We start from the raw sequence: 13,003 nt of genomic DNA on the forward strand, positions 1-13,003 counted from the left end.
AAGACTCATCCAGGTGTGACAATGTTTACAGAGCCTATTGCCAAGCCTTGCTGCTACGACAGTCAGGGACGGTTCACCTTCCTGAACATCTCTGACAGTTTTCGAGACTGGAACATGGACGAACACGGGATGCTGTGGGCTTACAATCTTAACTACATGGACTGGTTGGGGCAGGAGGGGATCAGTGAAGAGGAGTGCCTGATGTGGTTAGACCGTTTCATTGACGAACTTCCTAGTAACCACGTCGGCCTTGACCCTTACCCCATAGCCTTGAGAGCTATCAACTGGGCAAAGTTCCTTAGCCGTCATCCCCAAGGTTGCAATAAAAAGCGGATAGACTCCATGTATGCTCAAATTCTCTTGCTTGAGCATAAGTTAGAATATCACCTGCTGGGCAACCACTTGCTGGAAGATGCCTACGCCCTCTTCATAGCCTCAGTTTTCTTTAGTGACGAACGTTTGTTCAGCAAGGCGGCCCATCTTTTGGAAGAGCAGTTAAGGGAGCAGATTCTTCCAGACGGTGCACACTACGAGCAGTCGCCCATGTACCACTGCATCATGCTCGACCGTTTGCTCGACTGCATCAATTTCTCGGCCAACAACCAACTGTTCGTCCTTCAAGAAACATTTACCAACACGCTCAAGCAGAAGGCAGCCTTGATGCTGGGCCATTTGCAGAGCATCATCTACAGCGACGGCTCCATACCACTGCTCAACGATTCGGCCTATGACATTGCGCCCACCGCCGGCCAGCTGTTCGACTATGCACGGAAACTGAACATTCTGTGGAACCCCATACCTCTCAGGGAATGCGGCTATAGGAAACTAAACGACAAGGGGATGGAAGTCATACTCGACATCGGCAATATCACAGCCTCCTATCAGCCGGGCCATTCCCATGCCGACACGTTCAACTACGAGTTGCGCATCGACGGCCAGCCTGTCATTATAGATACTGGCATCTCCACTTACAACAAAGACCCACGGCGACAATATGAGCGCAGTACAGCAGCCCATAACACTGTTTCTGTCGCTGGTAAGGACTCCAGTATGGTTTGGGGTGGTTTCCGCGTGGGTAGAAGGGCGAAGGTTACCATTGTGAAAGACTGCCCTACGGAAATATTAGCGCATCACGACGGATTTGGACGCCATATCATACATCAACGACATTTTGCCCTTTGTGACCACTCCATCCATATCGAAGACCTTATCATTGGAAACGTTACCAATGCTATCAGCTATTTACATTTTAGTCCTCAGACAGATGTAAGCATTGTTTCAGAAACTGACGGTATCATAAAGGCTGGTAAAGTCATGATAAAGGCAGAGGGATTCAATGGCATCAGTGTCAAAACCGACTATGTTTCTACAGAATATAATAAGCTTCAGCCCTGTCAGGTGCTTGAATTATCCTTTCAACAACAACTGAGTTATTCCATTAAGGTTATGTAAAGTATGAAAAAAATAATGTTAGTCTTCGGTACTCGTCCTGAAGCTATTAAAATGGCACCTCTGGTTATCCAATTGAAAAGAGAAACGGCCCATTTTGATACAGTAGTGTGTGTGACGGGACAGCACCGTGAGATGCTAGATCAAGTTCTTGATATTTTTGATATCAAACCCGATTACAACTTAAACATCATGAAGCAGGGTCAAGACCTCTATGATGTAACTTGTCGTGTGCTTACAGGAATGAGGGATGTACTGAGAAGCGTACACCCCGACGTGGTTCTGGTCCATGGCGACACAACTACTTCCACAGCAGCGGCATTGGCAGCTTTCTATCAGCAAATACCTGTCGGTCATGTAGAGGCTGGCTTGCGTACTTATAATATATACAGTCCCTGGCCAGAGGAGATAAACCGTCAGTTGACTGACCGTATAGCCACCTGGCACTTTGCACCCACCCCAATGTGCCGCAAGAATCTGTTGAACGAGAACATTGAGGAAAACAAAATAGCCATCACAGGAAACACCGTTATTGATGCGCTCTATATGGTGGTCAACAGGCTGAAGGATGATACGACTCTGACCAATAAGCAAAACGAGATTATCAGGAAAGCCGGATACGACTGCAACCGGCTTTCCAGCGGCAGACAGCTGATACTGATTACCGCCCATCGCCGTGAGAATTTCGGCGACAGTTTTGTTCACATGATAACAGCTATAAAAGAACTGAGCCGGAAATATCCCGACGTGGACTTTGTTTATCCAATGCATCCCAATCCCAATGTGCGCAAACCTATTCATGAGGTATTCGGTGAGAAACTGGAAAACCTTGGCAACATGTTTTTCATCGAACCGTTGCAATATCTGGAGTTTGTTTACCTGATGGAGAAATCGACTATTGTTCTCACCGACAGTGGTGGTATTCAGGAAGAGGCTCCCAGTCTGGGTAAGCCTGTATTAGTGATGCGTGACACCACTGAACGGCCTGAAGCATTGACGGCAGGCACTGTGAAACTAATTGGTACGAACTATGATAAAATTGTGAGCGAAGTCAGCACACTGCTTGACAATCCAGCTGAATATGCTAAAATGAGCCAAGCCGTCAACCCTTATGGAGACGGCAAGGCTTGTGAACGAATCATCAATATATTAAAGACTAAATCTGTATCCGAATTATGAAAGCATGTTTTATGGGACTTGGATATATAGGATTGCCAACGTCAATCATTGCAGCCAAACACGGGGTTAAAATTATAGGCGTTGACATCAATTCGCAGGTGGTTAATATGACCAACCAAGGTCGCCTGCATATCATCGAGCCCGGAATGAAAGAGATGTTACAAGAAGTAGTAAATAATGGATGTCTGCATGCCAGTAATACCCCAGAGGTCAGCGATGCCTACTTCATAGTGGTACCCACCCCATTTAAAGGAGACCACGAACCTGATATCTCTTATGTCGAGTCGGCCACACGCATGGTACTCCCTCTTTTGAAAGAGGGTGATCTATATGTTATTGAATCGACATCGCCCGTCGGTACAACTGAAAAAATGGCTGAACTCATTTATACCGAGCGTCCCGAACTAAAAGACAAGGTATATATTGCATATTGTCCAGAGCGCGTGTTGCCAGGCAACGTTATTTACGAACTTATACATAACGATCGCGTCATCGGTGGTCTCAACGAGGCCTCTACTAGGAAAGCGCAGGAATTCTATAGTCTGTTCGTAAAAGGTACACTACACCCGACGAACTGCAGGACTGCCGAAATGTGCAAACTGACAGAAAACAGCAGCCGCGACATGCAAATAGCCTTTGCCAATGAGTTAAGCATCATCTGCGACAAGGCCGGCATCAATGTCTGGGAACTTATCAGCCTGGCAAACAAGCACCCTCGCGTTAATATTTTGCAGCCAGGCTGCGGTGTGGGAGGCCACTGCATAGCTGTCGATCCCTACTTCATTAGCAGCGAGTTCCCCAAGGAGGCCAGGATGATTGCTATGGCCCGTGAAGTGAACAACTCCAAGGCTGACTGGTGTGCCGAAAAAGTTCAGAATGCTATGCTTCGCTTTGAACTTGACAACAAGCGCAAACCTGTAGTGGCCATGATGGGTTTGGCTTTTAAACCCAATATCGATGACTTACGTGAAAGTCCAGCCAAGTATATCGTTGCCAAAGTTATGCAGGAATGCAACAATGCCAACATACTGGTGGTCGAACCTAATATAACAGAACACAAGGTATTTAAGCTTACCGACTACAGGGAGGCTTACGACAAAGCCGACATCGTAGTATTTTTGACAGCCCACACACCATTCAAGGAACTGAAATGGCGGGATGACAAAGTGATATTGGATTTCTGTGGCATCTTCAGAAAGTAATATGAAAGTACTGATTGTTTCCTTCTACTATGCTCCCGAGATAGGAGCTGCCCCTTCACGTATAACCAACATGGCCGAAGGGCTTCAAAAAGAAGGTTTCGACGTAGACATTCTAACTTGTCTGCCCAACTATCCAAAGGGAAAGATATTCGATGGTTATCGGGGGAGTTTGTATAAGAAAGAGACCATCAATAGTGTCAGTATCTACCGTTACTGGACCTATTCCACCGTATCGAAGGGTAGCTTGGCTCGTATCATGGGCATGCTGTTTTTTGCCATGGCCATCTGGATATTCGGACTGAAATTCTGGAAAGTGCTTCGATACGACCGTGTGATTATCCAAAGCCCCCCAATTATGGTGGCCTATTCGGCCATGATGCTGTTCCGATGCCTCTATCGGCGAATCACCATTCTGAACGTGTCAGACCTATGGCCCCTTTCTGCCATCGAATTAGGAGCTGTCAAGGAAGGTTCTCTCTACCATAAGATTCTGCTACACATGGAGCGTTTTCTCTATCGGAATGCCTCAGCCTACCAAGGGCAGAGTCAAGAGATTATCGATCATATACAAACTTTTGGATATGAGAAAACTCATTTTCTGTACCGTAACCTACAACCATTAGTTGTTGTAAGTAACAATAGCGTTCCCTGCCGTGATACATTTAAAATTGTATATGCCGGGCTGTTAGGTGTTGCACAGAATATATTGAGCATTGTCAAGCACATAAATTTTAAGGAGTTGGGAGCCGAGCTACACATATATGGTGGCGGGAACCAAGCTACTCAGATTCAGCAATTTGTTAATCAGCACGATTGCGGTATCATATATCTCGGCTACCAGCCGAAAGAGACGATAAACTCAGTATTGGGCCAATACCATGCCTCTATCATACCGCTTTCAGTGCGGATAAAAGGTGCTGTACCATCGAAGATTTTCGACCTCCTGCCGCATGGCATACCCATTCTCTTCTCAGGAGGTGGCGAGGGAGAAAACATCATTAAAGCCCATGGCTTCGGCTTAGTGTCACCACCAGGAGACTATGAAACGCTAAAATGTAATATCATCAAGATGAAAGAAATGTCAGACGATGATTACAGACAAATGCATCTCAATTGCACTAAAGCCTCTTTAGAAGAGTTCTCATTTGAACAACAAATGAAAAAGTACAAGGAATTTGTAATCCTGCCTACTACATAAAAGAAAAACTTCATCAGAATTAATATGAAGCAAGTTAAAAGAGTTAATAGTAAGGAACATGTAAAATATATACCCGATGGGATGAATGCGTTTGAGCGAAATATCAAGCGAATATTGGATTGTGTCCTTGCCAGTTGCGCATTAGTGATATTATCTCCCGTGTTCCTCTGCTGCTACATTGCAATAAAATGGGAAGACCGCGGTCCGGCAATCTTCAAACAGGAACGTATAGGACGATTTGGAAGGCCATTTAACATCCTGAAGTTCCGATCAATGAAACTGGATGCCGAAAAATACGGGCCAGAGTTATTCCAGGGACAGGAAAAGGACCCGCGATTGACGAAGGTAGGAAAATTCCTGCGTATGCGTCATCTGGATGAGTTGCCGCAACTATGGAATGTTGTCAGAGGAGATATGTCTTTCGTTGGCCCAAGACCAGAGCGTCAATTTTATATCAAACAGATTGAAGAGAAAGATCCCCGCTATTATATGCTGTACCAAATTCGCCCGGGACTGACGAGTTACGCAACATTGCATAATGGCTATACGGATACAATAGAGAAGATGGTAACTCGTTTACGTTATGACTTGTTCTATCTTCAACATCGCTCATGGTTTTTTGACTTTAAAATCATATTTCAGACTTTTGCATATATGGTTTCCGGGAAAAAATTTTAAAGGTGTAATCTTTTCTTGTCTATTTCTCTGGTAACCATTTCCTTGTAGTAGTCGCGATTCAGACGCAGATTCTCCTCGGCCTGTTCAATACTGCGTTTGGCTATCTGGAGCTGTTGGCGTGATTCTTCTACGTTGTTCCAGACATTCTGCATGCGAATCTTCAGTAGTTCAGAATTATCTGCCAGCTGTTCCTCAGCGCCGAGATGTTTAAATAAAAACTCCCCTCATCCTGAGATGAGGGGAGTTTTCTCTGTTTCAGGCACTACCTGTTTCACCATTTCTCGGCTTTCTTGCCGCTTCGCTTGTCGATGAACTACATGCCCATACATGATGTAGCACCCAGTGCAGTCAATATCGCCGACGCCACAGATGCAATAATCTGCACGATGAATTTAATGGTTTCTTTCTTGGTCATGGTTGATTTTGAATTTTAATGGTTAATATTTCGGAGGTACCCCCGATTACTTAATCCCCCGGATTAGGCGTGTAGCCACCAGTTGGCCCATCATCCTCCTCGCTACCCGAATCCTCTACCAGCGCACCTGCAAACGTCTCGGCATTCACGAACTCGGCCTTCTTGATGAACTCACGACTCGAGATGTTGGTCTCGGCCTGCTGGTCGGGCAGGAATCGGATGTGCAGCGCCTTCAGGTTCTTCTGTGGAGTAAAATCCTCCTTCTTGTCGGCACCGCCTGCCTCATTCTCCAGGGTGGTGTAGAAGATTCCAAGTCCGTCAATCTTCACTCGCTTCGAGTCGAGCAGCATCTCCAGCAGACAGCTGCGGAACTTCTCCAGCACGCCGAACACCACGTCGGGGGTGTAGATGCTTCCGTGCTCACTGATGTGGTTAGCCAGCTTACGGGTGTTCAGAGTTTCGATGGTCTTGCTCTTAGCGAACCACTTACCTTTCACTGCAGAATTTTTAGCGTTGTTCTGCTTCAACAGATAAAAAATCTTTGCCATAATGTTTGTAAATTTTAATTGGTTAAAAGTTTATTTCCTAATGCGAGTACAAAGGTACGAAAAATATTTGAATCTACCAAATATTTTAGCAACAATTTGTGTTAAATAAATGTTAAATAAATTAGTGTATCATTTCATGACCGAAGAACCGTAATTTTCGGTCATATAAAACGTAATTTATTCGTCGATGATATTACGACACATGTTACCCACGCAGTAACGCAGTAACGCAGTAACATTTGATTTTGTGATATTTGCCTCGAAAACTTTGCTCCAAAATTTTATATTATATATTATATTATAATATAATATATAATATAAATATAATATCTAATATTTTCCTCCCCCAACCCTCCATAATCAATTTTTCTAATGTTACTGCGTTACTGCGTTACTGCGTGTGAGCTCTTTTCTCACCCTAAAACCATTTTTTCTCCTTTTTATTTGCGTATTTCGTAAATAATACCTATTTTTGCAGATGCATTGTGGCTTAGGCTGCTTTGCATTGACATCGTGGGTATATTGAATATTCGTATTCAATTCTGATGGTTCTACACCTAAAAATGTCCGACCAACATTACGAAGAACCTAGGAATGTGAGTGCGTCTATGCTTCATAGGCGTGCCACTTCCTTTCATTTCTTCGTAAGGGTTTAAATCTTTGGTCGGACGCGAATTCCTGGGTGTGGAGATGTTAGAAAGTTGGTACGCTTTCTTTGTGCCCCAACGTCAATTTACCTTTTTTGAACATAGAATTAGATTTTTAAAGCGTCCGACCAACTATGCCGAAGAATCTATCCAAGGGGCAGTATGCCCAGGAGCCATCATTGTATGGCATCAGCGATATACTGACGGAAATCCGCCAGAAGTCAATTACTGAGAAAGAAAAGGGCACAGACTTTGAACGTCTGATGAAGCTCTGGTTTCTTACCGATCCACGTTATGCCAACCTGCAACAGGTTTGGCTGTGGGAAGAATTTCCTGCCCGCAAGGACTTTGGTGGCAAAGACCTTGGTATAGACCTTGTAGCCCGCACTGAAACAGGCGACTACTGGGCTATACAGTGTAAATGCTATGCCGAAGATGCGCAGATTTCGAAAGGCGCAGTAGATAGCTTCTTGGCTAATGCCAGTCGTACCTTTCTCGATCCCGAGACCTTCCAGACTCGAGAGTTCTCGAATCTGCTCTGGGTGCAGACTACCCGTAAGCGTTGGGGCGCTAATGCCGAAATGGCTATACAAGGACTTAGCAAGCCATTTAACCGCATATCGCTTTATGATTTAGAAATCTCAGCTGTTGACTGGGAGAAGCTCAAGGCTGGTCTTTATGGCGATAACGCCAAACTGCCCGGCAAACAGCCCCGTCCACACCAGCTGGCGGCTATGTCGAAGGCCTACGAATACTTTGTAGAACAGGGCAACGAGCGTGGCAAACTGATTATGGCTTGCGGTACAGGTAAAACCTATACCAGTCTTAAAATCATGGAACAGATGACAGATAAGGATGCCTTTGTTCTGTTTCTTGTGCCAAGTATCGCGCTCTTAGGTCAAACGCTGAATGCATGGATGGCCGATAAACAGGATGATATGCGTGCCGTCTGCGTTTGCTCGGATGCCAAGGCGAGCAGAAAAATGGTTGATGCCGACGATGAGGATGCAAGCGTTATCGACTTGGCTGTGCCTGCCACGACTAATACCAAATCGATACTCAAGCAGCTGCAACAATATGGTAAGGAAGATTGTCGTACTGTTATTTTCTCTACCTATCAGAGTATTGATGTGGTGAAAGAGGCTATAGATATGTACGGTCGCGAGGTCGATCTGATTATCTGTGACGAGGCGCATCGTACCACTGGCGTCATCCTGAAAGATAAAGCTGAAAGCAACTTTACTAAGATTCATAGCAACGACTTTATAGCATCCAAGCGTCGCTTGTATATGACAGCCACACCTCGCCTGTATAGTGCCAACGTAAAGGTAAAAGCCAAGGAGAATGAGAATGTTGATATTCTCTGCTCGATGGACTCAAAGGAGCTTTATGGCGAGGAATTCCACCGTCTGACCTTTAACGATGCAGTGAGCCAAGGCTTATTGGCTGATTATAAGGTATTGGTGCTGACTGTTAGTGAGGAAGATATCCCGCAGAACATCCGTGAGAACATCAAGACCAGCTATAACTTTGCGTCGGATAAAGACAAACTCCATGAACTGAACTTCGACGATGCCACCAAGATTATTGGCTGTATTAATGGTCTGTCTAAGCGTATAAAAGGCGATAATGGCGTAACCAAGGAACAAGACCCCATTATGATGAAACGCGCCGTGGCTTTCTGCCAGACCATCAATCCCACCAAGAGCAATCCTAACTACTCGTCAACCCAGTTGGCCAAATATTTCGGAACGATATGCGATGAGTATAAACAGACGATGTTTAAGGATGAACAGAAGGAAGTGGTAAACGTAAAAGCCAAGCATATTGATGGCTCAATGGATGCCAACACCCGTAACGAGTTGATAGCCTGGCTGAAACAGGACGCCGAAGACCCACAGGAGTGCCGCGTGCTCTGCAATGTGCGTTGTTTGAGCGAGGGCGTAGATGTGCCAGCACTCGATGCTGTATTGTTCCTGTCGCCCCGAAACAGCGAGGTTGAGGTGGTACAGAGCGTAGGCCGCGTGATGCGAACCTTTGGCAAGGGTACCGACAAGGAAAAGAAGTATGGTTACATCATTATTCCTGTGATTGTGCCAAACGATGTTAAGCCCGAGGATGCGCTGAATGATAACGAGCGATTCAAGGTGGTGTGGACTATTCTTAATGCCTTGCGTTCGCACGATGAAAACTTTAACGCTCATGTCAATCAGATTAATCTGAACAAGACGCGCCCACCAAAGATTACCGTGGCCCGTGTGCCTCGTGAAACATATGGACTAGGCTCAATGGCTGCTGAGGATGGGGCACAACAACTCGATAATGCAGAGGTTGCGCGCCAACTGGAGTTGCGTTTTGGTACGCTGCAAGATGGCATCTATGCCCGACTGGTTGAGAAGGTGGGCGACAAGATGTATTGGGAAAACTGGGCCAAGTCGGTTGGAGAGATTGCACAGAAGTTCATTGAGCGTATCGCCCTGTTGATCAAGGAGAACGAGAATGCCCGCAATTACTTTAAAGATTTCATCAGCGGTCTGCATAAGAATATCAATGATAGCATTGATGAGGGCCAAGCCATTGAAATGCTGGCTCAGCACATGATTACCCGCCCCGTGTTCGATGCGCTGTTTAAGGAATACGAGTTTGTAAACAACAACGCCGTCAGCCGCTCTATGCAGGATATGCTCGAAGTGCTCGAGAGCGAGGGTATGGAGATGGATACGGCCGTGCTCGATAAGTTCTATACCTCAGTAAAGAACAATATCAGCAACATCGATAACCTGGAGGCTAAGCAGACCATCATTAAGAACCTCTATGAGAAGTTCTTTAAGGGTGCATTCCCATTGACGGTCGAAAAGCTGGGTATTGTTTATACGCCTGTGGAGTGCGTAGACTTTATCATACACAGCGTAGAGGATATTTTGCAACAGGAGTTCAATACATCGTTGACCGAAGAGAATGTGCACATCCTTGATCCGTTTGTGGGCACGGGAACCTTTATTACTCGCCTGCTGCAAAGCGGACTGATAAAGAAAGAGGATATGCTGCGCAAGTACAAGAACGAGATTCATTGTAATGAGATTGTACTTTTGGCCTATTACATCGCTGATGTGAATATTGAGGCCGTCTATCATGATATCATGCATCCTGATAAATACGAAATGTATGATGGCATCTGCCTTACTGATACATTCCAACTCAACGAGCATGGTGATAATGATATTTTCTCGCAGCTCTTCCCAGAAAATTCCGAGCGTCTTCAAAAGCAGAAGAAAGCACCAGTACGCGTGATTATTGGCAACCCGCCGTATTCGGTGGGGCAAGGCTCTGCTAATGACAACGCTCAAAATTTGAAATATCCAGCTCTTGATAAAAGAATAGCGGATACATATTCTGCAAAAACCAATGCGACAAATAAAAACTCGCTTTACGATTCATACATTAAGGCCTTTCGATGGGCTAGTGATCGAATAGCTCAGATGAAAGATGGCGGAATAGTCACTTTTATTAGTAATGGTGCATGGATTGATGGAAACGCACAAGAAGGTATGCGTAAATGTCTTCAAGATGAATTTACTTCTATTTACGTGTTTAACCTTCGTGGAAATGCAAGAACAAGTGGTGAGCAGCGTAGAAAAGAGAGTGGAAACGTTTTTGGCGAAGGAACAAGAACAACTATTACAATAACAATGCTTGTAAAAAATCCTTCAAAACACGAGAATGCGACTATTTATTATTATGATATAGGCGATTATCTTACTAAGAAGCAGAAGTTGGATGTAGTTAAAGAATTCCGCTCTATTATTAATATTCCTTGGCATGAAATCGAACCTAATGAAAAGAATGATTGGATAAATATCCGAGATGGTTTATATGATGATTTGATTCTGCTTGGAGATAAGGCTAATAAGAATTTGAAACAGACTTTCTTTGTTCCTTATTACAGTAATGGGGCAAAAACTAATCGAGATTCTTGGGTAAGCAATTATAGTAAGAATGCAGTAGTAGCCAATGTAAAAAGAACAATTGAGTTTTTTAATCATGAAAGTGACAGATATGCTTTATCTGATCACAAAATGAGCGTAGAAGATTTTATAAATAATGATGAGTCAAAAATAAGTTGGAGTCGTGCTTTCAGATATGATATTTCCAAACATAGAAAATATGTATTTGATAAAACCGCATTAACAAAGACAATGTATAGGCCATACTGTAAATTACAATCTTATTTTGATAGACAGCTTACAAATGATGTGGCTTTATTGCCATTGTTATTTCCATCAAATAAGAGCAAAAATATAGTAATCTGTGTGCCAGGTTTAGGTTGTACAAAACCGTATAGTGCATTAATAACTGACACTCTTCCTGATCTCGGTCTTAATGCCGCCTGCCAATGCTTCCCTCTCTACTGGTACGAAGAAAACAAGTACAAGCAGCGTTCACTCTTTGATGAAGACTCGAACGAGGACTATATTCGTAGGGATGGTATCACCGATTGGATATTAAAAGAGGTTCGCACGCGTTATGGCGCAAAGAATATCACCAAGGAGATGATATTCTATTATGTGTATGGTTTGTTGCACTCAAAGGATTATCGCGAGCGTTTTGCTGCTGACTTAAAGAAATCGCTTCCACGAATACCAATCGTGGATAGAGTAGAAGACTTTATGGAATTCTACAAGGCAGGCAAGGAGTTGGCAGAACTGCATCTTAACTACGAAACAGTTGAGGCTTATCCAGATGTGATAGTTCATGGCGACCGCCAAGTACCACTTGACATTAAGCGCGACCCAGCTACTGGCGGCTACGTTCAGGCTCCTGCTGACGATAAGGCTTACGAGTACTTCCGAGTAATAGACAAGATGCGCTTTAAGAGCAAGGACGATAAGAGCACTATTATATATAATGGTAACATTACCATCGAGAATATCCCACAGAAAGCCTACGAATATATCGTCAACGGCAAATCGGCCATTGAGTGGATTGTGGAGCGTTATTGTGTGAGCCAGGATAAGAAGTCGCTCATTAAGAACGATGCCAACGACTGGGCCCGCGAGCACCACAAACCTCGCTACATTCTCGACCTGCTTTTGAGTGTTATCAACGTGTCGGTTCAAACGGTAGATATCGTGAACAATCTCCCAAAATTGGAGTTTGAGTAGTCTAAAAGTTATTAAATACAAATAGTTATCGAACTATAAAACTGGGCGCGCATCACTGCGTGCCCAGTTCCTGTTCGTTTAAAAGACTAAATCAATAACCATATATACTTTAACGATTAAAAATCGGGTGCAAAGGTACAATAAATAGTTGGTATGTTTTTAGGCTTATAATCTTTTAATACTTTTGGGGTGTAACAATTTTGCGTTTTCTATACTATATAAGTAGAGAGGGGGATGAGAAATGTAGAATTTAATTAATTATTAACAATTTTCTTCCATTTTTTTTGGAGATATGGAAGTTATTTATTACTTTTGCGGCATGAATCAGGATGTAAGAGAAACGTACAATGTAAACGAGTGTTGTTTCTTAATTCGTTTTTGAAGAAGGATACCAAACAATATAAAGGTGAAATAGAAAAGGCACGTAAGATAATTGAAAAGTATATATAGGAGGATGATGACGATGATGAAGTTAGATGAAAAGAAATTGGCCAAGCTTAAGACTGGTTCTGAGCATTTGGCAGA

General features: G+C 43.9%; 8 protein-coding genes and 1 pseudogene. 6 read left to right on the top strand and 3 right to left on the bottom strand.

The genetic code is table 11. The features are described from left to right. Window positions 1-21: 21 nt before the first annotated feature. The 5 genes from BUB86_RS10205 to BUB86_RS10225 are packed head-to-tail and all read left to right on the top strand — an operon-like array spanning window position 22 to window position 5,706. Window positions 22-1,452, top strand: a complete 1,431-nt coding sequence (locus BUB86_RS10205) for an alginate lyase family protein (protein ID WP_317041759.1) — start codon at window positions 22-24, stop codon at window positions 1,450-1,452. Window positions 1,453-1,455: 3 nt separating this feature from the next. After that, on the top strand, window positions 1,456-2,628 hold the full coding sequence (wecB, locus tag BUB86_RS10210; RefSeq protein ID WP_073209079.1) for a non-hydrolyzing UDP-N-acetylglucosamine 2-epimerase: 1,173 nt from the start codon (window positions 1,456-1,458) through the stop codon (window positions 2,626-2,628). Continuing rightward, window positions 2,625-3,830, top strand: coding sequence for a UDP-N-acetyl-D-mannosamine dehydrogenase (gene wecC / locus BUB86_RS10215; RefSeq protein WP_073209081.1), 1,206 nt, complete (start codon window positions 2,625-2,627; stop codon window positions 3,828-3,830). The genes wecB and wecC overlap by 4 nt, the downstream gene beginning before the upstream one ends. 1 nt (window position 3,831) lies before the next feature. Then, on the top strand, window positions 3,832-5,028 hold the full coding sequence (locus BUB86_RS10220; protein WP_073209083.1) for a glycosyltransferase family 4 protein: 1,197 nt from the start codon (window positions 3,832-3,834) through the stop codon (window positions 5,026-5,028). Window positions 5,029-5,052: 24 nt separating this feature from the next. Then, entirely contained in the window at window positions 5,053-5,706 is a 654-nt protein-coding gene (locus tag BUB86_RS10225) for a sugar transferase (protein ID WP_073209085.1), read from the top strand. Here BUB86_RS10225 and BUB86_RS17240 read toward each other — a convergent pair. From BUB86_RS17240 to BUB86_RS10230, 3 genes and pseudogenes are all read right to left on the bottom strand, one after another. Continuing rightward, window positions 5,703-5,897, bottom strand: a pseudogene (locus BUB86_RS17240) (hypothetical protein); the annotation flags it as partial. The gene BUB86_RS10225 and the pseudogene BUB86_RS17240 sit on opposite strands and share 4 nt — an antisense overlap. 122 nt (window positions 5,898-6,019) lie before the next feature. Then, window positions 6,020-6,121 (bottom strand): smalltalk protein, encoded by a 102-nt coding sequence (locus BUB86_RS17665; RefSeq protein WP_175549477.1) that lies wholly within the window; start codon window positions 6,119-6,121, stop codon window positions 6,020-6,022. Window positions 6,122-6,171: 50 nt separating this feature from the next. After that, a complete protein-coding gene (locus BUB86_RS10230) occupies window positions 6,172-6,669 on the bottom strand; it encodes a hypothetical protein (protein WP_073209087.1) in 498 nt (165 codons plus the stop codon). A 781-nt stretch (window positions 6,670-7,450) separates the two neighbouring features. Between BUB86_RS10230 and BUB86_RS10235 the strand changes: the two genes are divergently transcribed. Further along, a complete protein-coding gene (locus BUB86_RS10235) occupies window positions 7,451-12,478 on the top strand; it encodes a DEAD/DEAH box helicase (RefSeq protein WP_073209089.1) in 5,028 nt (1,675 codons plus the stop codon). Window positions 12,479-13,003 lie beyond the last annotated feature (525 nt).

Source organism: Xylanibacter ruminicola (genome assembly GCF_900142525.1).
GTDB lineage: Bacteria > Bacteroidota > Bacteroidia > Bacteroidales > Bacteroidaceae > Prevotella > Prevotella ruminicola_A.